The 26721-nt window shown below is 66.6% G+C and carries 24 protein-coding genes; 9 read left to right on the top strand and 15 right to left on the bottom strand.

What is annotated here, in order from left to right; all coding sequences use genetic code 11:
* Positions 1-3: 3 nt before the first annotated feature.
* The 3 genes from rpsR to ACNFJ7_RS06045 form a co-directional block, all read right to left on the bottom strand.
* Positions 4-228 (bottom strand): 30S ribosomal protein S18, encoded by a 225-nt coding sequence (gene rpsR / locus ACNFJ7_RS06055; protein ID WP_010543816.1) that lies wholly within the window; start codon positions 226-228, stop codon positions 4-6.
* Positions 229-241: 13 nt separating this feature from the next.
* On the bottom strand, positions 242-616 hold the full coding sequence (gene rpsF / locus ACNFJ7_RS06050; RefSeq protein ID WP_019370123.1) for a 30S ribosomal protein S6: 375 nt from the start codon (positions 614-616) through the stop codon (positions 242-244).
* Between the two features lie 149 nt (positions 617-765).
* Complete coding sequence (locus ACNFJ7_RS06045; protein ID WP_019370122.1) at positions 766-1356, bottom strand: PEPxxWA-CTERM sorting domain-containing protein; 591 nt, start codon at positions 1354-1356, stop codon at positions 766-768.
* A gap of 267 nt (positions 1357-1623) precedes the next feature.
* Between ACNFJ7_RS06045 and fabD the strand changes: the two genes are divergently transcribed.
* The 8 genes from fabD to ACNFJ7_RS06005 all read left to right on the top strand — a co-directional run bounded on the left by fabD (position 1624) and on the right by ACNFJ7_RS06005 (position 8816).
* Entirely contained in the window at positions 1624-2559 is a 936-nt protein-coding gene (gene fabD, locus ACNFJ7_RS06040) for an ACP S-malonyltransferase (RefSeq protein WP_019370121.1), read from the top strand.
* Positions 2560-2612: 53 nt separating this feature from the next.
* Positions 2613-3041: a GxxExxY protein gene (locus ACNFJ7_RS06035; protein WP_019370120.1), complete on the top strand. Its 429-nt coding sequence runs from the start codon at positions 2613-2615 to the stop codon at positions 3039-3041.
* A 14-nt stretch (positions 3042-3055) separates the two neighbouring features.
* Entirely contained in the window at positions 3056-3796 is a 741-nt protein-coding gene (fabG, locus tag ACNFJ7_RS06030) for a 3-oxoacyl-[acyl-carrier-protein] reductase (protein WP_026009233.1), read from the top strand.
* Between the two features lie 35 nt (positions 3797-3831).
* The gene (locus ACNFJ7_RS06025) at positions 3832-4365 is read left to right on the top strand and encodes a hypothetical protein (RefSeq protein ID WP_019370118.1); all 534 of its coding nucleotides are present in this window, start codon (positions 3832-3834) and stop codon (positions 4363-4365) included.
* Between the two features lie 101 nt (positions 4366-4466).
* A complete protein-coding gene (locus ACNFJ7_RS06020) occupies positions 4467-4715 on the top strand; it encodes an acyl carrier protein (protein WP_010543822.1) in 249 nt (82 codons plus the stop codon).
* A gap of 134 nt (positions 4716-4849) precedes the next feature.
* Positions 4850-6109 carry a beta-ketoacyl-ACP synthase II gene (gene fabF / locus ACNFJ7_RS06015; RefSeq protein ID WP_019370117.1) on the top strand — a complete coding sequence of 420 codons (1260 nt, stop codon included), beginning with the start codon at positions 4850-4852 and terminating at the stop codon, positions 6107-6109.
* A gap of 4 nt (positions 6110-6113) precedes the next feature.
* Entirely contained in the window at positions 6114-7130 is a 1017-nt protein-coding gene (mltG, locus tag ACNFJ7_RS06010; RefSeq protein ID WP_019370116.1) for an endolytic transglycosylase MltG, read from the top strand.
* Positions 7131-7211: 81 nt separating this feature from the next.
* Entirely contained in the window at positions 7212-8816 is a 1605-nt protein-coding gene (locus ACNFJ7_RS06005) for a S10 family peptidase (protein WP_019370115.1), read from the top strand.
* 42 nt (positions 8817-8858) lie between these two features.
* Here the strand turns inward: ACNFJ7_RS06005 and ACNFJ7_RS06000 are convergent, their stop codons facing one another.
* The 12 genes from ACNFJ7_RS06000 to ACNFJ7_RS05945 form a co-directional block, all read right to left on the bottom strand.
* Positions 8859-10112, bottom strand: coding sequence for a DUF3526 domain-containing protein (locus ACNFJ7_RS06000; protein WP_019370114.1), 1254 nt, complete (start codon positions 10110-10112; stop codon positions 8859-8861).
* Positions 10109-11548: a DUF3526 domain-containing protein gene (locus ACNFJ7_RS05995; protein ID WP_019370113.1), complete on the bottom strand. Its 1440-nt coding sequence runs from the start codon at positions 11546-11548 to the stop codon at positions 10109-10111. Before ACNFJ7_RS05995 ends, ACNFJ7_RS06000 begins: the two co-directional genes overlap by 4 nt.
* Entirely contained in the window at positions 11545-12315 is a 771-nt protein-coding gene (locus ACNFJ7_RS05990; RefSeq protein WP_019370112.1) for an ABC transporter ATP-binding protein, read from the bottom strand. Before ACNFJ7_RS05990 ends, ACNFJ7_RS05995 begins: the two co-directional genes overlap by 4 nt.
* 137 nt (positions 12316-12452) lie before the next feature.
* The gene (locus tag ACNFJ7_RS05985) at positions 12453-13517 is read right to left on the bottom strand and encodes a c-type cytochrome (protein ID WP_019370111.1); all 1065 of its coding nucleotides are present in this window, start codon (positions 13515-13517) and stop codon (positions 12453-12455) included.
* The gene (locus ACNFJ7_RS05980) at positions 13514-14104 is read right to left on the bottom strand and encodes a cytochrome c oxidase assembly protein (protein WP_019370110.1); all 591 of its coding nucleotides are present in this window, start codon (positions 14102-14104) and stop codon (positions 13514-13516) included. Before ACNFJ7_RS05980 ends, ACNFJ7_RS05985 begins: the two co-directional genes overlap by 4 nt.
* Entirely contained in the window at positions 14101-14481 is a 381-nt protein-coding gene (locus ACNFJ7_RS05975) for a hypothetical protein (RefSeq protein ID WP_019370109.1), read from the bottom strand. The genes ACNFJ7_RS05980 and ACNFJ7_RS05975 overlap by 4 nt, the downstream gene beginning before the upstream one ends.
* Complete coding sequence (locus tag ACNFJ7_RS05970; RefSeq protein WP_019370108.1) at positions 14478-16994, bottom strand: cbb3-type cytochrome c oxidase subunit I; 2517 nt, start codon at positions 16992-16994, stop codon at positions 14478-14480. Before ACNFJ7_RS05970 ends, ACNFJ7_RS05975 begins: the two co-directional genes overlap by 4 nt.
* Positions 16991-17974, bottom strand: a complete 984-nt coding sequence (locus tag ACNFJ7_RS05965) for a cytochrome c oxidase subunit II (RefSeq protein ID WP_236704506.1) — start codon at positions 17972-17974, stop codon at positions 16991-16993. The genes ACNFJ7_RS05970 and ACNFJ7_RS05965 overlap by 4 nt, the downstream gene beginning before the upstream one ends.
* Before the next feature lie 95 nt (positions 17975-18069).
* Positions 18070-19080 (bottom strand): glycoside hydrolase family 43 protein, encoded by a 1011-nt coding sequence (locus tag ACNFJ7_RS05960; RefSeq protein ID WP_019370106.1) that lies wholly within the window; start codon positions 19078-19080, stop codon positions 18070-18072.
* 146 nt (positions 19081-19226) lie between these two features.
* A complete protein-coding gene (locus ACNFJ7_RS05955; RefSeq protein ID WP_019370105.1) occupies positions 19227-20744 on the bottom strand; it encodes a PepSY-associated TM helix domain-containing protein in 1518 nt (505 codons plus the stop codon).
* The gene (locus tag ACNFJ7_RS05950; protein WP_019370104.1) at positions 20741-21319 is read right to left on the bottom strand and encodes a hypothetical protein; all 579 of its coding nucleotides are present in this window, start codon (positions 21317-21319) and stop codon (positions 20741-20743) included. The genes ACNFJ7_RS05955 and ACNFJ7_RS05950 overlap by 4 nt, the downstream gene beginning before the upstream one ends.
* A complete protein-coding gene (locus ACNFJ7_RS05945) occupies positions 21316-23580 on the bottom strand; it encodes a TonB-dependent receptor (protein ID WP_019370103.1) in 2265 nt (754 codons plus the stop codon). Before ACNFJ7_RS05945 ends, ACNFJ7_RS05950 begins: the two co-directional genes overlap by 4 nt.
* A 261-nt stretch (positions 23581-23841) precedes the next feature.
* Here ACNFJ7_RS05945 and ACNFJ7_RS05940 point away from each other — a divergent pair, with 261 nt between their 5' ends.
* The gene (locus ACNFJ7_RS05940; protein ID WP_160327961.1) at positions 23842-26721 is read left to right on the top strand and encodes a sensor histidine kinase; all 2880 of its coding nucleotides are present in this window, start codon (positions 23842-23844) and stop codon (positions 26719-26721) included.

The raw sequence follows: 26721 nt of genomic DNA, 5'->3' as shown, positions 1-26721 counted from the left end.
TCCTTACTTCACGATGTAGGGCAGCAGGCCCAGGTGACGGGCGCGCTTGATGGCCTGGGCCAGTTCGCGCTGCTTCTTCGCGCTCACCGAAGTGATGCGCGAGGGGACGATCTTGCCGCGCTCGGAGACGAAGCCCTGCAGCAGGCGGACGTCCTTGTAATCGATCCGGGGCGCGTCCTTCGCGGAGAAGGGGCAGCTCTTGCGGCGGCGGAAAAACGGTCGTGCCATGGTCTATCGCTCCTTATTCGCCGTCGAAACCGCCGTCGCGCTCGCGACGACCACGACGCTCGCGGTCACCCTTGCGCATCATCACCGAAGGACCCTGCTCGTGGCCGTCAACCTTGACGGTCATGTAGCGAATCACGTCTTCGTTGATCTGCGTCTGGCGCTCCAGCTCGGCGACCACGCCGGCCGGCGCGTCGATCTCGAGCATGACATAGTGCGCCTTGCGGTTCTTCGCGATGCGATAGGCGAGGCTGCGGAGACCCCAGGTTTCGGTCTTCACGACCTTGCCCTGATTGTCTTCGACGATCTTGGTGGCGGCTTCCGCCAGAGCGTCCACTTGCGCCTGTGCCAGATCCTGGCGCGCAAGGAACACATGCTCGTAAAGAGCCATATATTCTCTTCCTGTTGGCCGATCGCTGACGCCGCCCCGTGCGGCGCCCCTCCGGCTGTCGTCTCGATAAAGCAAACGGAGCGGGCGCATTGCTGCTCCGCTCCGATCGCGTGCCCCTACTGCAAAACGGGGGCGGGATGCAAGGGCTATCAGGCCGCCGCGAAGCGAACCTGGCGGCTCCGTCGACGGCGAAGCGCAGCGCCGGCCATGCCCGCACCGGCGATCATCATGCCCCAGCTGGCCGGCTCCGGCACACCGGTCGGCAATGCCGTGCCGAAGAACACGATGTGCGAAACGTCGCGCGGATTGCGGTTATAAGGAATGTCGCGCGTACTCCAGCTGCCGCTGCTCAGATCGGCGATCTTGTAGAGCGAGAAGTAGTTGCCCGCTTTGATGGCCATATAGTCGATCGCATAGCCCGGCGTCGTCCATGTGCCCGACGAAGATCCGGCCCCGGTGATGAGGCCGGCGGTTGTCGTTGTATCGAACAGGTAGTTCAGCGTGATGTTGGGCTGCGCCGTGGGCGCGAAATTGTTGTACAGGTTATAGACCAGCTGCGCATTGACGTAGCCGTTGATATTGAGAGGGTTCGAGTTCCCGTTGATGTTGCCGAGGAACAGGCAGCCGCTCGACGAAGCAACCGAGGTGCATTTCGTCGGCACGATGACCGCAGCGTTCGCGACGCAGGGGGTGGCGGCGGCTGTGATCGCCGCCGCGGCGAGAAATGTCTTGAACTTCATTGCTGGGCATACTCACTGATCGTACTTGCTGTAAAGAAAAGCGTAGGGCGCGCATCTGCTGACTGCAAACCTAACAATTTCAGTAAATTGTCTCGAATTGGGCGCATGGCTCAATTTGATACGAACGGCCTTTGGGGGCGCTTGAACGCGTTTGCCGGTCCATCGCTTGACCAGGCAGCGCGAACGGGGCGGCCGAGACTTGCATCGGTACCGGGTCTCGCCGTAACGCGCTCGCCCATCAACGCGCTTGCGCAGGAGGAGACAGCTATGCGCGCTTTCATTTTTCCCGGCCAGGGCAGCCAGGCCGTCGGCATGGGCAAGGCGCTCGCCGAAGCGAGCCCCGCCGCGCGCGAGGTGTTTCAGGAAGTCGACGAGGCGCTGGGCCAGCATCTTTTCAAGCTGATGTGCGAAGGGCCGGAAAGCGACCTGACGCTCACCGCCAATGCCCAGCCGGCGATCATGGCCAATGCCATTGCGGTGCTGCGGGTGCTGGAGAAGGAAGGCGGCATTCGCCTGACCGACAAGGCCGACTTCGTCGCGGGCCATTCGCTGGGCGAATATACGGCACTGTGCGCGGTGGGTGCGCTCGATCTTCCCACGACGGCGCGGCTGCTACGCAAGCGCGGCGATGCCATGCAGTCAGCGGTTCCGGTGGGCGAGGGGGCGATGGCTGCGCTGCTCGGTGCTGACCTCACCAAGGCGCAAGCGATCGCCGATGCGGCCGCGGAGGGCGAGGTCTGCACGGTCGCGAATGACAATGACCCGACTCAGGTGGTGATTTCGGGTGCGCGCGGCGCGATCGAGCGGGCGGTGGCGATCGCCAAGGATCACGGCGCCAAGCGCGCGCTGCTGCTGCCGGTGTCGGCTCCGTTCCACTGCCCGCTGATGCAGCCCGCCGCCGATGCGATGGAAGCGGCACTGGCAGCGGTGGCGATCCGGGCGCCGCTGGTGCCGGTCTACGCCAACGTCACCGCCGCGCCGGTCGCCGATCCGGCGACGATCCGCACGCTGCTGGTGGAGCAGGTGACGGGCATGGTCCGCTGGCGCGAGTCGGTTTCGGCGATGTTCGATGCGGGCGTCCATGATTTCGTCGAGCTGGGCGGCAAGGTGCTCGGCGGCATGGTCAAGCGGATCAGCCCCGATGCGAGCGTGACCAGCGTGGTGACGATGGACGACATCGAGGCGCTGATTAAGGTGCTTTAAGAAGACAAGAGTGGTTCACGCGGAGGCGCGGAGACGCGGAGGGTTGGTTCTTGATGGATATCGACCAGATCAGTGGCGATGTGATCGACGTGGCAATCCGCGTGCATCGGGAGTTGGGTCCCGGTCTTCTGGAGAGTGTGTATGAGGCGATTCTTGCCAGCAAGCTGGCAAGGATGGGATATGTGGTCGACCGTCAGCGCGCCGTGGACATCGAGTTCGAGGACATATCGTTCGAAGGCGCGTTTCGCATCGATCTGCTCGTGGAAGATCGATTGATCGTCGAGATCAAATCGGTCGAGCGGTTGATTCCCGTCCACAGCAAGCAGCTTCTGACCTATCTCCGCTTGATGAAGCAGCCCGTAGGGCTGCTGTTGAATTTTGGAGGCGAGACCCTGAAAGAGGGGCTGAAACGTGTGGTGAATGACCATCATCCCTCCGCGACTTCGCGCCTCCGCGTGAACCAATCCCTTTCTTCTTCTTGATTGATAGGATGAACATGTTCGATCTCACAGGCATGACCGCGTTGGTAACCGGCGCTTCGGGCGGTATCGGTTCGGCGATCGCCAAGGCGTTGGCGGCGCAGGGGGCGACGCTGGCGGTTTCGGGGTCCAATGCGGAGAAGCTGGAGGCGTTCCGCGCCGGCCTGGGCGGTGAGCATGTCGCGCTGACCTGCAACCTTTCCGATCGCGCCGCGGTCGACGCGCTGGTGCCGCAGGCGGTGGAAGCGCTGGGCGGCAAGCTCGACATCCTCGTCAACAATGCCGGCGTCACCCGCGACAACCTGGCGATGCGGATGAAGGATGAAGAGTGGGAGCAGGTGATCCAGGTGAATCTGGAAGCCGCATTCCGCCTGATGCGCGCCGCCGCCAAGCCGATGATGAAGGCCCGCTTCGGCCGCATGATTTCGATTACATCGGTAGTCGGCGCCACCGGCAATCCGGGCCAGGCGAACTATGCCGCGTCCAAGGCCGGCTTGGTCGGCATGTCGAAGGCGCTGGCGCAGGAACTGGCCAGCCGCAACATCACCGTCAACTGCGTCGCGCCCGGCTTCATCCGGTCGGCCATGACGGACGTTCTGCCGGATGCGCAGAAGGAGGCGCTGCTCGGCCGCATTCCTGCCGGAAAGCTGGGCGAGGGCGAGGATATCGGCGCGGCCGTAGTCTATCTCGCCAGCAAGGAAGCGGCCTATGTCACGGGTCAGACCTTGCATGTGAACGGCGGGATGGCGATGCTCTGAGCCGAGCAGCCGGGGGGGCGTGGAGTAGGAAGAATATGCGTCTGGTTTTTGCCGCCATCCTTGCACTTGCCACTGCTACCCCGGCGTTCGCTGGTCCGGCAGATCCCGCAACCATCGGCTGCGTCGCGCAAAAGCTCGATGCAGCCGTGAAGGCGCAGCTTGCCGCCGATGTCGAGCAGAACCTCGCCAATGCCGGGCAGCGGCCGAAATATTCGAGCGCGGTCACGCGCGGCCTCAACGACGCCACCACCGCCTGCGCCAATGAGCGGGGCTGGAGCGGCGCCGCCGCCTCTGCGTCCGGTGTCTATGCGCTCGCCGAGGTCGGCTTGCCGGTCGCCAAGCGCGTCGTGCAGGCGAAGGGTTTCGACCCGGCGGCGCTCGATCAGCAGTTCGCGGCCTTGCCGGACGAGGTGCGCCGCAAGCCGCTGACCCCCAAGGCGACGCAGGACCTGATCCGCGCTGCCGTTACCGATGAAGCGCAACAGACCCGCGCCAATGCGGTACTGCTCGCGCAATATTTTGCGTTTCTCAACACGCTGGAATATGCTTCAGCCGACTTTTCCCGCTGACGAGAGCGGGTGCCTTGCGGCACCCTCTTGCAACCGCCCCGGCGGCATTCTAGGTGCGGGAAAACGGATTCAGAGCCCCATCACAAAGGAAAACAGGGACCATGGCCAACCAGGAAGAGATCACCACCCGCGTGCAGGCGCTCGTTGTCGACCATCTGGGCGTCGATGCCAAGGACGTGGTGCCGACCGCGAGCTTCACCGATGACCTCGGCGCGGACAGCCTCGACATCGTCGAGCTGGTGATGGCCTTCGAGGAAGAGTTCGGGGTCGAGATCCCGGACGACGCCGCGGAGAAGATCAGCACCGTCGGCGACGCCGTTGCCTACATCTCCGAGCATCAGCAGGGCTGACGCTCGAAACGCGCTCCCGGCCCGATGGGCAGGATTGCGACTAGGCGGCTTCCCGTCCCGTGCCTTTGGCGATGCGGACGGGGAGCCGTTTTGTATTACGAACGAACCGAACAGAAATTGACTGGAGAACTGCCATGCGCCGCGTAGTCGTGACCGGCCTGGGCCTCGTCACCCCGCTGGGGGCCGATGTCGAAACCGCCTGGAAGAACATCCTCGCCAGCAAGTCCGGCGCGGGCACGATCACCAAGTTCGACGCGACGGATTTCCAGAGCAACTATGCCTGTGAAGTGAAGCCGGCGGATCATGAATATGGCTTCGACGCCGGCAAGCGCGTCGACCACAAGATCCAGCGCCAGGTCGATCCGTTCATCGTCTTCGGCATCGATGCTGCGGGCCAGGCGATCGAGGATGCCGGCCTCACCGACATGCCCGAAGAGATGCGCTTCCGCGCCGGCTGCTCGATCGGTTCGGGCATCGGCGGTCTTCCGGGCATCGAGAGCGAATCGCTCGTTCTCCACGAAAAGGGTCCGAAGCGCGTTTCGCCGCACTTCGTCCATGGTCGCCTGATCAACCTCATTTCGGGCCAGGTCTCGATCAAGTACGGCCTGATGGGCCCGAACCATGCGGTCGTGACCGCCTGCTCGACCGGCGCGCACTCGATCGGCGACGCCGCGCGGATGATCGCGATGGACGATGCCGACATCATGCTCGCCGGCGGCGCGGAAAGCACCGTCTGCCCGATCGGCATCGCGGGCTTCGGCCAGGCGCGTGCGCTTTCCACCGGCTTCCGCGACGATCCCAGCAAGGCCAGCCGCCCGTGGGACAAGGACCGCGACGGCTTCGTCATGGGCGAGGGCGCGGGCGTGGTCGTGCTCGAGGAATATGAGCATGCCAAGCGCCGCGGCGCCAAGATCTACGCCGAGGTGGTCGGCTATGGCCTGTCGGGCGATGCGTATCACGTGACCGCGCCGCATCCCGAAGGCTCGGGCGCGTTCCGCTCGATGCAGATGGCGATGCGCAAGTCGGGCCTCGCGCTGGGCGACATCGACTATATCAACGCGCACGGCACCTCGACCCCGATGGGCGACGAGCTCGAACTCGGCGCCGTGCGTCGCCTGTTCGGTGACGACATCGGCGGCGCGTCGATGAGCTCGACCAAGTCGGCGATCGGCCACTTGCTCGGCGGCGCGGGCGCGGTGGAGAGCATCTTCTGCATCCTCGCGCTGCGCGACCAGATCGTGCCGCCGACGCTCAACCTCGATAATCCAAGCGAGAACTGCGCGGGCGTCGACCTGGTGCCGCACATCGCCAAGGAGCGGAAGGTGAAGGCCGTGCTGAACAACTCGTTCGGCTTCGGCGGCACCAACGCCAGCCTGGTGATGAAGGCGATCTGATCCCATGCCGCAGGACGCGCGTGCCCGTTCCCGCAAACGCCCCGGCCCGCGCCGGGGCAGGGGGCCACGCATCCTGCTGATCGCCGCGCTGCTTGCGGTCTGCGCTTTTGGCGGCGGCTGGTGGCTATGGGCTGGACCGGGACCAGCGCAGCGCGAGCTGAGCATAGTGGTGCCCGAAGGGGCGACGCTCTCCCGTGCGGCGGGCGCGCTGGAGAAGGCGGGGGCGATCCGCTCGCGCCAAAGCTTCCTGCTGTTCGCGCGCCTGTTCGGCGGCGGCGGCACGATCCGCGCAGGCGAGTATCAGGTCGCGCCGCGGGCGAGCGCGCGGCAGGTGCTGGCGATGCTGCAGGAGGGCAAGACGCTGCAGCGGCTGGTGACGGTGCCTGAGGGCATGCCGTCGATCCTCGTCGCCGAGGCGCTGGCCAAGGCACCGGCGCTGACGGGCACCGCCAAGACGCCCGCCGAAGGATCGGTGCTGCCCGACAGCTATGCCTATGTCCGCGACGAGCCGCGGGCGGCGGTGCTGGGGCGGATGCAGAAGGCCATGACGGACTATCTCGCCAAGGCCTGGGCCGGGCGGGACAAGGGGTTGGTGGTGAACAGTCCGCGCGAGGCGATCATCCTCGCTTCGATCGTCGAGAAGGAAACGGGCAAGTCGGCCGAGCGCACCACGGTAGCCGCCGTCTATGCCAACCGACTGAAGGCGGGCATGCCGCTGCAGGCGGATCCGACGATCATCTATCCGATCACCAAGGGCAAGCCGCTAGGCCGCCGCATCCTGCAATCCGAACTGCGGGCGAAGAACGGCTACAACACCTACGCGATGCGCGGCCTGCCTGAGGGGCCGATCGCCAACCCCGGGCGTGCCTCGATCGACGCAGTGCTGCATCCGGCCCGCTCCAAGGCGCTGTACTTCGTCGCCGACGGCACCGGCGGCCATGTGTTCGCCGAAACCTATGAACAGCACCAGGCGAACGTAGCCAAATGGTACGCCATTCGTCGCGCGCGCGGCGAGATGTAAGCCGCTGAACGACGGCTTGTTTCTGCATCACGGGCATGTAACAAAGTTTCCCTCGCCAAGACTTTGAGGGGGAATTTCCGGATGCGTCGCACCGCCTTGCTGTGCCTGTTGCTTGCCACTACCAGCCCGGCCTGGGCGCAGGAAAAGCCTGCCGCCAAGGGACCGGACCACCGCGAGCAGATGAAGGCCGAAGCCGGGGCTGCCTGGGCCAAGCCTTCCGTCGACGAGACAACGGCCGTCAGCCACGGCGCGGTCACCGTGGACGGGCAGCGCATCGCCTACACCGCCACCGCCGGCACGCTGACCATCCGCGACGATGACGGCAAGCCGACCGCCTCCTATTTCTACACCGCCTATACCCGCGATGGCGGGTCGCGCGAGCAGCGGCCGGTGACCTTCTTCTACAATGGCGGCCCCGGTTCGCCGACGATCTGGCTGCACATGGGGAGCTTCGCGCCGGTTCGCGTGACCACCGCGAACCCCGAATATATCCGCCCGGCGCCCTATGGCTTCGGCCCCAATCCGAACTCGCTGATCGACAAGAGCGACTTGGTGTTCATCGACGCGCTCGGCGCCGGCTGGTCGCGCCCGCTGGGCGACAAGACCGGCAAGGATTTCTGGGGCGTCGACCAGGACGCCGACGGGTTCGCCCGCGCGATCCTGCGCTACACCAGCAAATTCGAGCGCTGGCCGAGCCCGAAATTCCTGTTCGGCGAAAGCTATGGCACGTTGCGCAACCCGGTGGTCGCGGCCAAGCTCGAGGATGCGGGGCTCAGCCTCAACGGCATGGTCCAGTTCTCGACGATCATGAACTATGGCGTCCGCCAGCCCGGCTACGACCAGAATTTCCTGACGCTGTTCCCGACCATGGCGGCCACCGCCTGGTATCATAACCGGCTGCAGAACCGACCGGCCGACCTGCGCACGTTCCTTGACGAGGTTCGCGCGTTCACCAGCGGTACCTATGCCGCGGCGCTCGCCAAGGGATCGACGATCTCGGCCGAAGAAAAGGCGGCGGTGGCGCGGAAGATGGCGGAATATACCGGCATCAGCGAAGCCTATATCCTGCGTGCCGACCTGCGGCTGACGCTGCCGCGCTTCCAGACCGAACTGCTGCGCGATCGCCGCCTCGCCACCGGCCGGCTCGATTCGCGCTATCTGCTGAACGTGACCGACGCCAATGCGGACAGCCCGACCGACGATCCCTCCTCGACAGCCGTCACCGGTGCGTTCGTCGCCACGTTCCAGGACTATGCGACCCGCGTGCTCGGCTACAAGACCGACATGCCCTACCGCATGACCGCGCGCGGCCCCGGTTTCGACTGGGACTGGAAGCACCGCGCGCCCGGTGACGGCGGCACGCACCTGATGCCCGACAGCGCCGTCGACCTTGCCTATACGATGCGGACCAACCCGTATCTGAAGGTGCTGTTCATGAACGGCTATTATGACTTCGCCACGCCCTTCTACGGCGCCGAATTCGACGTGAGTCACATGCTCCTCGACCCGCAGCTGCAGAAGAACATCCGCTTCACCTATTACGAGGCGGGGCACATGGTGTATCTGAATCCGAACACGATGGGCGAGATGCACCGCGACCTTTCCGCCTGGTATGACGAAGCGCTGCGTGCCGCGGCGTCGAGCCGTCCGCCGCTTCGCCCCGGCGCCAAGGCGGCGCAGAACTGAACCCCCCGGCCGGTCTGCGACACGCGCAGATCGGCCGAGCGGCTATCGTGCGTCGAAGCGTGGTGCGCGATCGAAATCGGCCTTGGCGAAAGGTCGATCCCGGAAGAGATAGCCATAGTAGAAATCGCGCAGCCGTGCGTGGAACGCCCGGATGCGATCCTGATAGGCGAGCTGGGCTGCGAGATCGGTTTCTGCCAGCCGAGTGAGCAGCGCCTGCACGCCTACCGACGGCAGCACCCAGCCAAGTGCTCGCCCCGCGGCATCGCGCCGCTCCAGCCCCGCGCGATAGGCACGTACCCGTGCCGCCACGCTCGCATCGCCATTTTCGTGGAAGGCGAAATACCATTTGTAATGGAATTCGGGGCCGAGCGGCGCGGAGTCCTTCCATTCGGGATGTGCGGCATAAAAACGCCGCATCGTCGCATCGCGGGGAATATCCCAGGCGTGGTTGACGGCTTCGCGCTGCGCGAGGGCGATCTCTGCACCTTGATCGACCGGTATCGACTGGTTGATCAGGACATGGGCGAAGGTGGGCAGGATCAGCACCAGCACCAGCCATGCCGCCGCGAGCGTCGCGGCATTCGCGACCGAGCGCCAACGCAGCCTGCCGACCAGCGCCGCCAGCGCGATCCAGAACAGCAGATAGGCGGCGATCACCGCCAGGATCAGACCGATCACGCCGATGGCGACGCCCTCGATCGCCGCCGCAACCGTGAAGGGCAGGGCGAGCACAGCCCAGAGCAGCACCAGCCGCAACAGCGTGCGCCGACGCCACAGCGCCGCGCCACCCATGGGCAGCGCCGCAAGCGTCCGCAGCCGCCCCGCCTCGCGCTCGCCGGAGACGAGATCGTGGAACAGCGCGATAACGAACAGCGGCGCCAGGAAGACGAGGACAAAGGCGAAATCGAACCGCCCGGGCAGCGCCAGTTCGGGATTGAACGTGTCGCCGTCATAGATCTGCGCCTCCAGGCCGAGCGCGCGCACGCGGAGGATGTAGGGCGACACGTCGCGCATCCCCAGGGCGGCGAAGGCGAGCGGGGAGGGCGGATCCCAGGTTGCGTGGAAGCTGTAATAGGCGGCGCTGCCGGCATCCTTCTTGTGATCGACCCAGGCGGCGATCGCGCCGATATCCTCCGCCTGGGCGGCGGGAATGGCGGCGATCGCTGCGCGCTGGCGGGCGACCTCGGCCATGCCGGCAGTCAGCGCGGCGACGGTGAGCAGGCCGAGCAGCGCCAGCGAGAAAAGCGTCAGGCGCTGGCGGAGCAGCAGCCGAAGTTCATGGGCGAGCAGGGTCATCGAAAGGCTCCCAAACGGCGGGTCGCCAGCGCCAGCAGCGCTCCGGCTACGCTCAGCCACACCAGCAGGATAGCGAGGCCGGGCAAGGCGGCGCGGGCGAGCGCGGCACCGCTCGGCGGGACGAAGGCGAACTCGGGAATAGACTGCCAGTTGCTGGCGGAGACTCGCTTGCGGCGATCGGCATCCGGATCGACAGCGGCATCGTCGCTGAACCGCACCTTTTCCGCCTGCAGATGGTTCAGACGCTGCACCAATGCGTAGCGATATGCCTCGGCTTGTTCGAGGAAGCGGCGATGGCCGGCGAAGTCTGTGCCTGCCGCGGCCATCGACAGCGAACGGATGGCGATGGCGGGGCTGAACAGCGAAACGCCGTCGACGATCGCGTTCTGCCGCGCCTGGGCGGCATAGCTCTGCCCGGCGTAGCGATCGAACAGCGCGGACGTCAGGCGCTCCCCCTCGACGCCCAGCAGGCCCTTGTAGTTGACCGGCAGATCCTCGACTCGCGTCACGCCGTAGCGGGCGAGCACCGCCTGCTTGAACTTAGCGAAATGCGGATCCTCCGGGTTGTGGCTGTCGCCCATGCGACGAAGGTCGCGGGCAATGGCGATATCGGTCTGCAGGCGGTTCTGCAGCGGCACGGCGGCGCTCGCCACGTCCGGCGCGACGCGCGGCAGCAGCACCACAGCGACGGCCCAGAGCGCAACCAGGGCAAGCAGCGCATCGCGGCTGCAGCGAACCAGCGCCGAAACGAGCAGGATGAGCAGCACCCAAAGCGCGAGATAGACCAGATAGCCGAGCGCGATCACCAGCATCGGCAGCGCGAGCGCACCCGGCTGGCCTGCAATCAGCGCGAAGCCGAGCATCGCCGGCAGCGCGGCGAGCAGCGCCACAGTGGCGAGCGCGAGCAGCTTGCCCGCGACGATCTGCGCGCGCGTGACTCCCTGAAGCATCAGCAGCCGCATCGTGCCACGCTCGGTCTCGCGGGCAAGCGCGCCATAGCCCAGGAAGACCAGCAGCAGCGGCGCGACGACCTGCAGCACGAACGCAGGGGTCAACTGGCCGAAGCGGACGAGCAGCGAACTCTGCCGGACATCGCCGAAATTGGCGGTGTTCTGGCGATGCCCTTCCAGGAACATGCTGTTGCCGGTGAAGGCGTCGACGCCGGGATCGAACGCGGCGAGCGGCCCCAGCGGGCGGAAGATGAAGTGGCCGTAATGGACGACGCGGTGTGGATGGCGATCGGGCTGGCCCTGAAACGCCGCTTCGGCGGCATGGGCGCGGCGATCGCGCAGGTCGGCGATGCCGCGCTGGTGCGACCAGCTGCTGGCGACAGCCACCAGCGTCAGCAGGACGAGCAGCACGAAGGCAATCACGGCGACGCGATTGCGCGCCATCATTCGCAATTCGTCGCGGGCGATCAGGCGGACGGTGCTCATGCCTGGGCCTGCGCCTCGCCGACCTGGAAGCGCGCGTGCAGCGCGCGTACGTCGAAGCGATCGGGCCCTTCGGCGACCACGGCGTGCCGCACCCTTCCGGCTTCCAGGAAGGCGATGCGATCGGCGACGTCGGCGGCAGAGAGCAGGTCATGCGTCACCATCAGCACGGCCGTGCCGCGATCACGCACCTGCATCACCAGCGCGTTGAAATCGCCGGTCGCGCGCGGATCGAGGCCCGAGGTCGGCTCGTCGAGCAGCAGCACCGGCACCTGGCGCAGCAACGCGACGGCGATCGCCACCTTCTGTCGCATGCCCTTTGAAAAGCCGTCCAGCCGCTGATCCCAGGCGCGTTCCTGCAGCCCCGCCGCCGCCAGCGCCTCGCAGATGGCGCCGCGCGCCTGGCGCTCGCCGGAAAGGGCGAGGAGATAATCGGCATTCTCCACCGCGCTCAGATGCTCGTACAGCGCGACATTCTCTGGCAGATACGCGATGCGCCTGCGCGCGCCGTCCGGATCGCTCGCAGGATCGATCCCGCATATCGCCACCCGCCCGCCATCTGCGCGCGCGAATCCGAGCAGGACCGACAGCGTCGTTGACTTGCCGGCGCCGTTGCCGCCCAACAGCGCTGTGATGCTGCCAGCGGGCACCGCGAGCGACAGCCCGTCCAGCACCTGGTGTGCGCCATAGGCGAGCGTCACCTGATCGAGAAGTATCGGCGAATCGTTGGAAGGCACGGGATATTCCTTGTCGGCGAAACGGTGCGTCATGCAGAGGTTGTGGGATGTTACAACATGCTATTGGCAATTCCGAAGCGGTTTGACCAGACCCGACGGGACGGTTCCGCCGTTCCGCCGCCGTTGACGTTGCCCGAGCGGGTCGATCGCGGGCCCCGGCCCCGGGCCGATCACTTCGCCGGATCGGCCTCGCGCGGTGGTCGACTGCTGCCCAGATAGCCTGCGAGGCGATCGATCATCGCTTCGGGGATACGGCGCGCGATCACCGGCATTGTCGCCTGCGACTGGCGCGCGTCGACCTGCTTGTCGTCGCCGCGCATCTGCCGCAGTCGCGCGGCGATATAGGCGGGCTTTTGGCCGGACAGCACCGGATAGGGCTTGCCGGGCGCATGGCAGCTCGCGCACGCGGGCAGCTCGCGATCGGGCAGGCCGCGCGCCACGATCCGGGCCGCGTCGGCATCGGCGCGCGCAGGCGCTCCGCCCAGGCCGGGCATCGCTGCGAAGCGCGTCGCCAGCGCCGTCACGTCCGCATCGCTGAGCAGCGCGGCGGCGTTCGCCATGACGCCGCTGCCGCGATGTCCGTCGCGATAGGCACGCAGGGCGGCGGCGAGATAGCCGGGAGTTTGTCCGCCGAGCACGGGAATGTCCGGCTGCCCGCGCCCGCGGCCATCGGCACCGTGGCAGCCGGCACAGGCTTCGAACCGCGGTGCCCCGGCGATGCCCGCGATGCCGCCGGTCAGCCGGACATAGTCGGCGGGCGACATGGTGGGCAGCCGACGCACGAAAGCGACCATGCGGCGAATCTCGTCCGGTCGGTCGCGCGCGGGCCAGGCGGGCATGCCACTGAACTTCACCCCGTGATCGATGATCCAGTAGAGTTCGCGGTCGCTCCATTCCGGCGCAGTGCGGGCGAGATCGGGTGCGGCCGGCGTCGCCGCCTGGAACACCGCGCGCGGCCGCATCCCCGGTGCGCCGTGGCAGGCAGCGCAACTGGCGGCGAAATGGCCGGCCGCGCTGACCAGACCCTGCGGATCGGCGGCAGCCTTGGGGCTGTCCAGTGCGCTGCGGGTGCCCACCGAGTTGCGCATCACCCAGTGGAGGAACCAGTTGGTGATCGGCCAATGCCCGCTCGACGCGGCCACGTTCACCGCGCCCGACCAGCCGACTGCGAGCGCGAGCGCGACGATGCCGACCAGCGTCAGCACGACGCGCTTCCAGGTGACCTGGATGGTCATGTCCGCGCCTCCTGCCGCAACAGCCCGCCGAGCAGTGCCAGCCCGCCCAGGAAATAGGCCGCGCCGCCGACGAGCAGCATCACCACGCCGGAGAGCTGCTGATCGGCAAGCGGGCCGAGCCCGGCCGGCGCCATATGCGCCATCGCAGGGTAGAGCGGCCGCGGCGCGAGCCCGATCAGTGCGCCGAGCAGCGTCATATGCATCGAGGTCAGCAGCAGCGCGCCGATGCCCATCGCGCGCGCCGCGGGCGCCAAGACTGCGCTCCACAACAGGACGCCGGCAACCAGGAAGCTTGCCTGCTCCAGCGCGAGCAGCAGCGGCGAATGCGCGGCGGCGGCGCGGAGCGCGGGTAGGTGCCAGCTCCACACCACCCCCAGTTCGACGAGGCTCATCGCCAGAGGCGTGACCAGGCGGGGCAGGTGCAGCGCAGGATCAGCACCGGTGCCGGCCAGGCCGACGGCGATGCAGGGTGCGGCAACCGCCACCGCAATCATGTGCGCCGCCATGTGCCCGGTCATCCCCTGTCCCGCCACTGCCCAGCCCAGAGCGAGCAGCGCGGCACCCAGCGCGAGTGGCGCGGCCTTCATCGGCAATCCCGCAGGAAGAGCACCGGCAGCGCCGTGAAAATCACGCCGACCACGCTGAGCCCGGCAAGCAGCAGGGTGGAATAGGCAAGGAAGCGCAAGCGATCGCTATCCGTGCCGGATTCATGCGGCGGATGATCGCCGGGCGCGCGCGCCTGCACCCAGGCGATCCAGCCCGAGGCGAGGATCACCAGCAGCGCGGCGATGGTGCCGCCCCAGAAGACCGTCGGCGCATCGACATAGCGGCCGGTCTTCGCGCAGCGCACCGCCGCCCAGAGATAGGAGAAGAGGAAATGTGCCGCCCAGCTCGTCGGCGGCACGATCAGCGTCCACAGAGTGACGCGAAGCGCGCGGAAGCGCTGGTGCAGCCGCCCGATCATAGCACCTCCGGGAAGAGGCCCAGCGTCGTCCAGGTGACGAGCGCGGTGAACAGCAGGAAATGCTGGTAAAGCGTGACGTTGCGGATATCCGCGTCGTGCGTCGGCGTCGCTCGGCCGGCAAGGCTGCGGGCCAGCGCATAAAGCTGACCGATCACGCCGATGGCGGCATGGGCGACCGTCCAGCCGGCCAGCGTCCAGACGATCGCCGGATAGCTGTGCAGCTGAGGATCGAGGCCGGACAGCCACGGGCCCGCCAGCCCGGCGGGGATTGCCGCCAGCCCGGCAAGCGCGCCTGCACCGAGCAGCAGCCGCGCTACCACCAAGGCACCGCGCCGGTTGGTCTCGCGGGCGGCCAGCGTCGTAACCCAGCTCAGCACCATCAGCGCCAGCGCCACCATCGGCCAGAACATGCCCGGGCCGTCCATGCCGGGTGGCGGGAACTGGGGATGCACGGTCCAGAAGAAATAATAGCCGAACACCAGGCCCGAAAAGGCGGTGGCATCGGCCATCATGGTGATGAACATCGCCCACCAGCCCGGCGCCTGCGGACCCGCGACGTAGAGCGGGAGTTCGATGCCATGGCCGATCGGCTTGCACGGCTTTTCCGGAATCTCGGCGGTTTGCCAAAGCCAGACCAGCACCAGCGCCAACGTGGCGAAACCGGCGGTCAGCGCCGCCCAGTACAGGTGATAGGTGGTCAGGATGAACACCCCGCCCAGTGCCGCCGCCGTCGCCATCGGGACGAAGGACGTGCTCGGCAGCCGCAGCACGGCGACGGGGCGGGCATCGAGCACCGACGTGATCATCGTCTCGCGCCGGCCTTCCTCCGCATCGGGCAGGAAGAAGCGGCCTTCGTCGACCTTGCGGACGAAATCGGGCTGGTCCCAGATCGGATAGCGCGTCTCGATGAGCGGGATCGAACGGATGCCCCATTGCTCGCCCTTGGGCGTCGCCAGCCATTCGAGCGTGCCCGCCTTCCAAGGGTTGCGCTCCGCCTGTGGCCGCCAGGGCGAGCGCAGCAGATCGATGACGATCAGCAGGACGCCAAATGCGAACAGGAAGGCGCCGATCGTCGAGGCCATGTTGAGCCCCTGCAGTCCCAGTTCGGCCGGATAGGTGAATACCCGGCGCGGCATGCCCATCAGCCCGGACAGGTGCATAGGGAAGAAAGCGAGGTTCGCGCCGGCGAACAGGATCCAGAAGGCGGTGCGGCCGATACGGTCGCTCAGCTTCTTCCCCGTAACCAGCGGCCAATAGTAATAGAGGCCGGCGAACAGCGGCATCAGCGTGCCGCCGATCAGCACGTAATGGAGGTGCGCTACAACGAAATAGGTGTCGTGCGCCTGCCAGTCGAACGGCACGATCGCGACCATGACGCCGGTGAGCCCGCCAATCACGAAAATGGCGAGGCTGCCGGTGGCGTAAAGCAGCGGCGTCGAGAAGATCACCCGGCCTGCCGCAAGCGTGGCGATGAAGGCGAAGATCTGGATGCCGGTGGGGATCACCACTGCCTGGCTCGCCGCCGAGAAGAAGGCGAGGCTGATCTTGGGCAGCCCGGTCGCGAACATATGGTGCACCCACAGCCCGAAGCTGAGGAAGGCGGTGCCCACCGCCGCCAGCACGATATAGGGATAGCCGAGCAAATGCCGCTGCGCGAAGGTGGGGATCAGCATCGCGAACAGCGCGATTGAGGGCAGGAAGATCACATAGACTTCGGGGTGCCCGAAGATCCAGAACAGGTGCTGCCACAAGAGCGGATCGCCGCCGCGGCTCGCATCGAAGAACGGCCAGCCGAGCAGCCGCTCCATCTCGAACAGCAAATCGCCCGCGATCAGCGGCGGGAAGGCGAACAGGATCATCACCGCCACAACCAGGATGTACCAGGCATAGAGCGGCATCAGATTGAGACGCATGCCCGGCGGCCGGCATTTCAGCACGCCGACGATCAGTTCCACCGCCGCCGCGACGGACGAGACCTCGATGAACGACAGCCCCAGCATCCAGATATCGGCACCGAGCCCGGACAGGTCGGTGCGGGTGGTGAGCGGCGGATACATGAACCAGCCGCCATCCGGCGCGGCGTTGAAGAAGATCGAGCCGAGCACGAACACGCCGCCGATCAGGAAGCTCCAATAGCCGAAGGCGGAGAGGCGCGGGAAGGGCAGGTCGCGCGCGCCGAGCAATTGCGGCAGCAGGATGATCGAGACCGCCTCGAACATCGGCACCGCGAACAGGAACATCATCGCCGACCCGTGTAGGGTGAACAGCTGGTTGAAGGTGTTGGCGGAGACGAGGTCGTTCTCCGGAACGGCCAGCTGCGCGCGCATGATCAGCGCCAGCACCCCGGCGAACAGCATGAAGGCAAAGGCGGTAAGCGTGTACCAGGGGCCGACGGCGTTGTTGTTGGTATCGCTCCACCGCAGAAACAGGCCCTTGGGCGGCTCCCATACCGCGCGCAGCCGCTGCTCCTGCGCCCGGCGCAGTTCGGGATCGTCCTGATCGTGCAGGCTCATTCCAGCGTACCGAGATACTGGGCGATGGCGCGGGCTTCTGCTTCGGGCATCTGTGGGTAACTCGGCATCCGGGCGCCGGGTTTCACGGCAGCAGGCGTGCGGATGAACCGGGCGAGGGCCGCCGGCTGGTTGGGCAGCGTGCCGGCGGCCACCGTCGGGCGGCTGCCGATATGGGTCAGGTCCGGCCCGATCGTGCCTTGGGCCGCGGTGCCCCGGATCGCGTGGCAGCCGCCGCAGCCGTGCTGCGCGAACAGCGCCGCGCCGGGCGTTCCGCCTGTCGCCGCCGCGGGCCGGCGCTGCTCGGCAAGCCAGCGATCGAACGCAGCGGGCTCCATCGCCACAACGTCGAACGCCATCAGCGCGTGGGACAGGCCACAGAATTCGGTGCACTGGCCCCGGAAGCGCCCCGGCCGGGTTGCGCGGACCGGCAGGTCGTTGGTGCGGCCCGGGATCATGTCCATCTTGCCCGCTAGCCCGGGAATCCAGAAGCTATGGACCACGTCGCCGCCCGCCAGCCGGAACAGCACGGTACGGCCGACGGGGATGCGAATTTCGTTCGCGCTCGTCACCGCGCCGCCGTTCTGCGGACGATAGGCGACGCGCCACCAGAATTGCTCGCCAGTGACGTCGATCCGCAGATCGGCCGCCGCGACGGGGCGCGGACGCATATAGGGTAGGCTGAAGCCGAGCAGCGCGATCAGCACCAGCGCAGGGATGAGCCCGCCGGCGATGAGGATCAGCCCCTCTCCGCGCCGCAGGCTGAGCGCCCCCGGCCGAGCCCGTACCGCCCAGGCCATCAGGCCGGCAACGGCCGCAGCAATCACCAGCGCACCAACGACCATCACGAGAGTGATTCGGTTGATGCCCGATGCCTCCTCGCCGAAGGTGGCGAGCGTCGATTGGTGCCGATTGCAGGCCGTCAGCGCGACGCTGGACGTCGCAATCGCCAGCCGCAACAGCATGCTGGTGCAGCGTCGCATAGGTCGTGCTTAACGGCAGGCGGGCCCGGGGTCTACCAAGTGATTGCGAGGAGCGGGGATTCTTCGGTGCCGGATAGCGCTTCTCCGTCCGGATCTCAGCGGGCTACCGCTGGCGGTAGTGAGGAAACGCCTGCATCCGTCTGGACGACCGGCTTCATCGTCCCGTCAGCATTATAGTGGAGATGCTCCACCGTCACGGCCCGTCGCCCGATCGCGCCATTGAGATCGCCGATGCTGAGCGTCGCATTGTGGAGGAAGACGTACGACTTGCCCTTGAACTCGGCGATGCCGGGATGGATGGTGAAGCTGTACTTGCCCGATCCGGTCAGTTCTCCGCGCGGGGTCCACGGCCCGGTGATCGCAGGCGCCGTCGCGTAGGAGACCCGTTCGTCGCGGTGGCGGGAGCGATCGAGGGAAGCGTAGGTCAAGTAATAGAGCTTGCCGCGCTTGTGCAGCCAGGGCCCCTCCTCGAAATCCGGCGGCGTGATTTCCTGAATCGGCCCGTCGATTTCGATCATATTGGGCTTCAGCTTGGCGATATAGCATTGCCGATTGCCCCAGGCGATCCAGGTGGTGCCGTCGTCGTCGGTCAGCACCGTGGGATCGATGTCTTCCCAGCTATGCGTTCCCTTGGGCGTCATCTGGTTGGTGATCAGCGCCGACCCGCGCGCATCGGTGAACGGCCCTGTCGGCGAGTCCGAGACTGCAACGCCGATTGCCTTGCCCGGATGAGTGTTGTCGTGCTCGACGGCGGCGTAGAAGTAGTATTTGCCGTTCTTCTGGATCGTCTGCGACGCCCAGGCGTCCTTTTTCGCCCATTTGAAATCGGCGACGTTCATGATCGGGCCGTGATCGACCCAATGCTTCATGTCGGTGGTGGAATAGACGAGCCATTCTCGCATGTTGAACATTTCGTCGCGCTGCGCCTCGTCATGGCCGACATACAGGTACAGGCGATCGCCGACCACCAGCGGGGCAGGATCGGCGGTGAACTTGTCGCGCACGATCGGATTTGATCCGGCGACGCGGGGCGCCTGCGCAGCAGCCGGCATCGCCCAGCTTGCGGACGTCAGCGCCAGAACCGTCGTGATCGATCGAAGTATCATGTGTGGCGAATCCCTCTCCAACGCCGAGCGCATTGATGCGGCCTGAACGCAGCATATCGCCTCAAGTCGCGCTTATGTCTGCTGAAAGCGCCTGGTACATGCAACTACGACCAACGCATGATGGGGGTGGTGCGCTGCGATCGGGATCATGCGGCCAGCGGCGCGCGCTTCGGGCGGGCGAAGCGGGCGCGCGCCGTTGCCACCAGGCCCAGGCCGATGACGGCTAGCGCCGCATCGACGATCAGGGCCATCCCGTCGCCGGTGCCGAGACGGAGCGGATGCGCTGCGGCGAGCCCGATCAGGAGCGCCCCCGTCGCCAGGCGACCGATTCGCGACAGCGTCGCGGGCGGCAGCAGTGCGGCGGCGCCGAGCGCGGCGAGGCTGGCGATGCTCCAAGTCCAGAGCAGCGGTGCGGCCGACCATTGGGCGACGCCGACAAGGGCGGTCGATGCCAGTGCGATCGGCTGGCCCCAGACGATGCCCGTCCAGATGCGCTCCCAGCCCGGCGCCGGGCGGCCCTTGTCGCGCCGGCGCGCCAGCCAGATGTTGACCCCGCCCACCGCGAGATAGGTGAGGCCGAGACCGAGCAGCGCATAGGCGACTTTGATGACGCCGCCGCCGAACCAGCCGAAATGCAGCAGGCCGAGCGAGCCGAGGATCTGCTGGCCGAGATTGCTCTGCGCGGCCTGCTTCTCGTAGTAGAGCTTGCCCGCGCGATCAAAGGCATAGCTGTCTTCATTAGCGAGACGCGTGGTTTCGCGCGCGACCTCGAACACGGCGGATGCGCCCTGTTCGGTCGGGTGCTCGACCACGAGATAGACGATGCGGCCGCCCGGCGCGCGTTCCGTCACCCGGGCGAACAGGGGCCGCAGGTCCAGCGGCGGGGCGGTGCGTGCGTTTTCGGGCGGATGGGGCGGGGTGAAGATCGCATAGACCTTGGCGGTATCGCCCTGAAACACGGCGAGGCCGATCACGCCGACGATGATCGAACTGAGCCCGAGTAGTGCCCCGGTCAGCGATACGGTGACATGAAATGGCAGGGCCCACACGCCAATGCGGTTGTGCAGATCGGCCTCCTGCAGCCGCCGCGAGCCGCCCAGCCGGAGGTGGAAGGCGTCGCGGAAGATGCGGGGATGCGCGAGCAGCCCGGAAATTAGTGAGGAAAGCAATGCGACGCCGGTCAGCCCGACGATGAAGATGCCCCAGCTCTTCGGAAGGTGCAGGTAAACGTGCAGCCCGACGAGGAACTCGGTCCAGCCGTCGCGCATCTGGCCGGTGATCCGGCCGCTATTGTCGGCGATCCAGGTGGTCTGCCGGCCGCCTTCGCCATCCACCCGCACCGTCGGCCAGGGCCGCGCGGCACTGGGCATCAGTATGAGGACATGCTCCACCGGCCCAGGCGTCCGCGCCAGCGCCCCGCGATAGGCGGCCTGCGCCGCGTCCGGCGACAGCGTCTCCATCCGTTCGGCGCCCGGATTTTCCCAGCGCTGGAATTCGTTGACGAACACCGCGATCGTGCCGGTAAGGCACACAAGGTAGAGCAGGCCGGCAAAGGCCAGGCCCAGCCCGCTATGCCCCTTCAGCACGGCGCGGACCAGATCGGGTGAGGGAAAGCCGGTGCCGTTCTTAGCCGTAGTGGTGGTCTTGGTCTTGGTCTTCGTCATGCGAGCCCCCGGAGCATGGCCAGGCCGAAGCCGAGAATGGCGGTTCCTACCAGCACGGCGGTGGCGCGCAGGATGCGGTTGTCGGCCAGCGTCCACGCCATCGCGCCGCCCCAGGCGAGCGGCACGAGCAGCCCGCCGATCAGCAGCCGCGTCTGTATCGCACCCGGCGCCCAGACGGCATAGCTGATGCCGACCGCCATCGCAGCGACCATGCCCACCGGCCCGGCGAGTGACCAACGCAAGGTGGTACGCCACAGGCTTGGCGCGCGCTCTGCCGGTTCGGGTGCCAGGCCTTCGCGCGGCGCGCGTCCAGCCTTTGCCGGTCGTATGGTATAGCCGCTTGCCACCACGCCAAGGGCGGCGACCCCGATCAGGGCAAGCGCAGCGAAAGGTCCGCGGGCGGCCCCCAGCAGCCAGGCAGGCCAGAGCAACGTGAATGCCAACAGGGAAAGCCCCACCCATCGCCACGGCGCCTTGCCCACTTTCCGGCGCCAGGCGTGGCGCAGCATCCATGCGCCCGTCGCCGCGCCGACGAGCATGGCGGCCGCCGCGCCGGGGAATGCGCCGCCGATCAAAACCCGGCTTCCAAGATCACGCCGACGGTGCGCGGCGCGCCGATGATGGCGAAGTTGGTGTTGCTGTTCACATACTGATCGTATTTTTCTTCGAGCAGGTTGTTGGCGAACAGTGAGAGGCTCCAATGTTCGGCGGCATAGCCGATCCGTGCGTTGACGAGCGTGCGATCGCCCACGCGCACCGACGATTGCGGCACCACAACGTCGGTGTAGACGGCGCTGCGATAGCTGGCGTTGAGATTGGCGTTGAAGCCCCCGCCGAACCGAAGATTCGCGCCGCCGGCCATCGTCCAGCGCGGGGCATAGGAAAATTCCATGCCGGACAGGTTGGTGATCGAGCCGACATTGGTGACAAATTCGTCGAACTTGGTGCGGGTATAGCCCAGGCTAGCATACCAGTCGAACGCGCCCGAGGGGCGGTGCGCCAGTTCCAGTTCGAAGCCGTAGAGGTGCGATTTGCCGGCGTTCACCGTATGCGTGTCATAGGTGCCGTTGCCGAAATTCGCGTTGGTCTGCTGCTGCTTCCAATCGATGTAGAAGGCGTTGGCATTGGCGGTGAGGCGTCCATTGAACCAGGCCGAGCGCAGCGAAAGTTCGTAGTTCCAGGTGAATTCCGGATCATAGGCGAAGAGCTGCGAACGCGCGGTGTTGAACGAGCTGCCGCCCGAGCGATAGCCGCGCTGGGCGACGAAAGCCGTCGAGAGGTCCGGGGTCCACGCCATCTCCACGCCACCCTTGGGCAGGAAGGCGTTGAACGTGCGCGTGCCCAGCGGCGCGGAGCCGTTGGCATCGTCCACCAGCCCGAGAACGGCGGCGTTGATGCCGGCGAAGGCGGGCGCAAGCGCGCCATAGGCAGCGGGATTGGGCAGGGTGCCGACGAACGTCGCCACTGCCTCGCCCGCGATCTTGTTGCGTTCGTGATCGTAGCGAAAGCCGCCGAGCAGCGACAGACGATCGGTCAGGCGGTAACGGGCATCCCCGAACACCGCGATCGTCTGCACCTTGGTCGGGAAATTCGATCGATAATCGACAGGAATAAAGGGCAGCGCCGCGGTGTAGAGCGATGCTACCCGTGCTGCCGCCTGCGCGCCGAGCGTGCCGGTGAGCAGATTGGCGATGGTGTTGCCCGGCGTTGGCACCAGCGTCACCTGTCGCGAGCGGCGATATTGGTCGCGGTCATAGTAGAAAAGACCGACCAGGCCGCTCAATCGATCGCCTTCATAGTTCAGTCGCAGCTCTTGCGTGACTGTCTTCGCGCCCCCGTCGATGTCGCTGTACGCGCGGCTCGCGGCCGAGGAATCGCCATCGAACTTGCGAGTGAAATCGGTGTCGGTCGAGGTCGTCAGCGCCGTCAGCGAGAGCCCGCCGCCCAGGGCATAGCGCAGGTCGAGCGTCGCCTGATCGTTATCGACGTTGCTGCTGTTCGGATAATCGGACGGATTGGTGCGGTTGTCGAAATAATCCGGCACCGAGCGATCGACATAGGTGAAGAGATAGCCGCCCTTCGTCCGGAAATAATGATAGCCGAGGCGCGCCTCGAAGCCCGCAAGCGCAGAGGGCGTCCACAACAGTTTGCCGCGGATCGAGGTGGAATCGACCGGAGCTTCCGGCACGTTTCGGGTGATGTTGCGGATAAAGCCGTCTGAGTCGCGCTTTTCCGCCGAGATGCGGAACGCCAGTTCGCCCGGCACGATCGGGCCGCCTCCGGCGACGGCGAACTGCCGCGTGTCGAAGGACGCCAGCAGCGCGCGGCCCTTGAGGCTCCAATCGAAGCTCGGATCCTGCGTGCGGATATGGACGGCGCCTGCTAGCGCATTAAGGCCCTGGATCGTCGATTGCGGCCCACGGAAGATTTCGACCTGCGCGACGTCCCACATGTCGGTCGGGCCGTTCGAGAGCACATCCTGCGGCAGTGGCGCACCATCGACGAACACGGTGGCGGTCGCGGCGTCGCCGCCGCCCGAGACGCCGCGCTGATCGATGCCGCGGATCGAAAAGCCCGAGGCGCCATAGGTCTCGGACGTGTTGGCGGTGCGGTTGAACACATCCTGGATGGTAAGGATGTTTTCGGCGCGCAACTTGGTCTCAGTCGTGACGCTCACCGACGCCGTGGTTTCCTGCAGCGTGCGCGATGCTTTCTCACCGGTGACAATGATCTCGCTCTGATCGCCTGAGGGCGGTGCCACATCTTGCGCCACGGCCGGCAGCGGCAGCGCGAAAGCAGTGAACAACGACGTCGTAAGCAGCCAGCGAAGCTTCATCTATTCCCCCCATGTGACGAGCGGCTCTTAATCATTAGAGCTATTGCGAGTCAATCGCATAACGATGGAGTATGGCGCTGGCTGGCGAGGTGACGCTCGATCGCACGGATAGTGCAAGCCTTGTCCGGCTCGTCTAACGTTGGGGGGATGGGCGGTGTCGGCAGAGAATTTGGGGGGCAGACAAAGCGGAGCGGGCAATCGCTTTGCCGATTGCTGTGTGTCGCCTGGTTCCTGCTGCTTTGGCCCGGCATCGCTGCCGCGGTGCTGCCAGATCAGGCGCTATCCGAACTCCGCCATGCCCATTGGACGTTAAGAGACGGTGCGCCGCCCAGTATTCGCGCCATCGTACAGAGCCGCGACGGGTTCTTATGGCTGGGCACGGCGACGGGCCTCTACCGGTTTGACGGCATCCGCTTCGAGCGGGTCGATCCCGAGGACGACGCCCGCCGCTCGCTGCAGGTAACAGCGCTGCTGGCGGCGAGGAATGGCGATATCTGGGTCGGCTATGACTTTGGCGGCATCGGCGTGGTGCGGGGCGGCAAGCTGCGCGGCGCGAATCCCTGGCGGCCCAGCGGCGGGGTCGACGCGATCGTCGAGGGGCGCGACGGATCGATCTGGGTCAGCAGCGACAGTCGCGGGATGTTGCTGCTGGCGCGGCTGAAAAACGGCAAATGGACGCGCATCGGAGCCGCCCAGGGCTATGCCGGTGGTCCGATGGGCCCGCTCCTCGCTGCTGCGGATGGAAGCATCTACATTGCCACGGAACCGCGCGTACAGCGATTGCGCCCGGGTGCGCGGCGCTTCGAGACGCTGCCGATGCGGGCGACCAGCGACGCGGCGCTTGCAGCGGATGCGCAGGGCGTGATCTGGATTGGCGACAAGGCGGGCCTGCGCCGGATCGACGGGCGAGGGGCGACCTTCCCGCTGGCGGGCGCGAACACGCCCTATGTCCGGCGGGGCATGCGGTTTGACCGACAGGGCCGGTTGTGGCTGACCGGGCAGGATGACGGGCTGGCCCGGATCGCTTTCGCCGATCGCCAGCCTTCGCGTATGGAACGGATGACGGCCGGGCAGGGCCTCACCTCGTCCCTCAGCGTTGCCGTTGCCGAGGATCGTGAGGGCAATATCTGGATCGGCACGGAATCGGGGTTGGACCGCTTCTCCGCCAGCAACATCGTGCGCGCCGCGCTGGAGGACGCACTGGTCACCGGCTTCGTCCCAACCAGCGACGGCAGTTCGCTGTTCATTGCCGGGCTGGCGGGCATATACCGAATCGATGCCGGTAGCAGCGCGCCGCGGCTGGTGTTCGCCCGCAAGTCGATCGGTGTACTTTGCGGCGACGAACGGCGGCTGTTGACCTTCAGCCTGACGGGCAACTTCCTACTCGACCTGCGCGCCGGAAGCGTGCGCCAAGTCACCGATATCGGAGAGCCGCTGTCGATCGTCTGCGCGCTGGACGGCCAAGGCACGTTCTGGAGCGGGATGGACCGGCTGTATCGGCTGGCGGGGAACCGGCTGGTGCCGGCCGATGGCGATGGCGGACTGAAAACCGGTACGATCAGCAAATTGCTGCCGCTCGCCGGCGGCCGGATGATCGTCGCCCGCGCGAGCCGCGGATTGCGCCTGTATGCGGGCGGCCGTGAGACCTTGCTTTGGCGGCGTGAGGCGCAGACGATCGGCAGCGTCACCAGCTTCGCGATGCTCGGCACGTCGGTACTGATCGGTGCCGAGGCGGGGCTGGGGCGATGGGACGGCCGCGGGCTGACGCAGCTTACCGCCCGATCCTATCCCTTCCTCACCGGCATCATGGGCATGCGGGCAACCGCCGATGGGCATGTCTGGCTGATCGGGCATGACGGCATTTTGCGGGTATCGCGCGCGGCGTTGGAGGCGGCGCTGCTTCGGCCCGGCGCGCACCTGCCGATCACGCGGTTCGGCTATTATCAGGATTACCGTGCCCGCTCGAACCTGAACGTGATGATCGGCAACGACATCGCCGAGGATGGCACCGGCCGGCTCTGGTTTGCGACCAACAAGGGGTTGGCCTATATCGATGCGGTGGGCATCGCGCAGAACCGACTGGCGCCGCCCGTGGCGATCACCGGGCTTACGGCCGGTGGCCGCCGCCGCGAACCGGGGGCGGCGCTGGTCGAACTACCCGCCGGCACCGATCGGCTCGAGATCGACTACACCGCGCTCAGCCTTACCGATCCGCAGGCGAACCGCTTCCGCTACCGGCTGGAAGGTACCGAAAACGCGTGGACCGAGGCGCAAGATCGTCGCCAGGCGCTGTACACCAATCTCGCCCCGGGTACCTATCGGTTCCGGGTGATCGCCGCGAACAACGATGGCGTATGGAACGAACGCGGCGCCTTGCTGGCATTCCGCATCGCGCCGCGCTTCTACCAGACCTGGTGGTTCGCAGCGCTGTGTGCGGCTGCCGGCGCGTTGCTGCTGGTTCTGCTCTATCGCCGGCGGCTGGCGGTGGTCGCCGCACGGGCGCGGGCGGGGGTGTGCGCCCAGTTGGACGAGCGCGAGCGGATTGCCCGCGAACTGCACGACACGCTGCTCCAGGGCTTTCAGGGGCTGATGCTGCACTTCCAGACGGCAGCCGAGCAATTGCCGCCGGGCACGCGATCGCGCGAGACACTGGAAGCCGTGCTCGATCGTGCGGAGGACGTGCTGGTCGAAGGGCGAGACCGCGTACAGGCATTGCGGGAGGCCGCGGAGCCGATCTTCCTTTCCGCACGGCTGCAGGCGGTGATCGAGCCCGTCGTGGGCGGGCTGCTGCGGTGGTCGGTCGAGGAACAGGGTTCCGTCCGCGCGGTCTGCTCGCCGGCGGCGGACGAACTGGCGTTGATCACGCAGGAGGCGGCGTCGAACGCGGTGCGCCATGCGCAGGCAACCCAGCTACTTGTCGTGATACGATATGGGCGGCGGCGGCTGGTCTTAACCGTACGCGACGACGGTCGCGGCATCGCCGCAGAGACGCTGAATGCCGGGGGGCGCAGCGGTCATTTCGGGCTGCGTGGCATGCGCGAACGGGCCGAAGCATTGGGCGGTACCCTGTCGATCCGCGTGGACGGAGCGCGCGGCACGACGATTGAAGTCACCGTGCCCGCCCGCGCGGTTTACCCATGA

The sequence above is a fragment of the Sphingomonas sp. HT-1 genome (assembly GCF_048568905.1).
Lineage (GTDB): Bacteria > Pseudomonadota > Alphaproteobacteria > Sphingomonadales > Sphingomonadaceae > Sphingomonas.
Note: the sequence above shows the minus strand (reverse complement) of the source record. Positions and strands in the feature narration are given on the sequence as shown.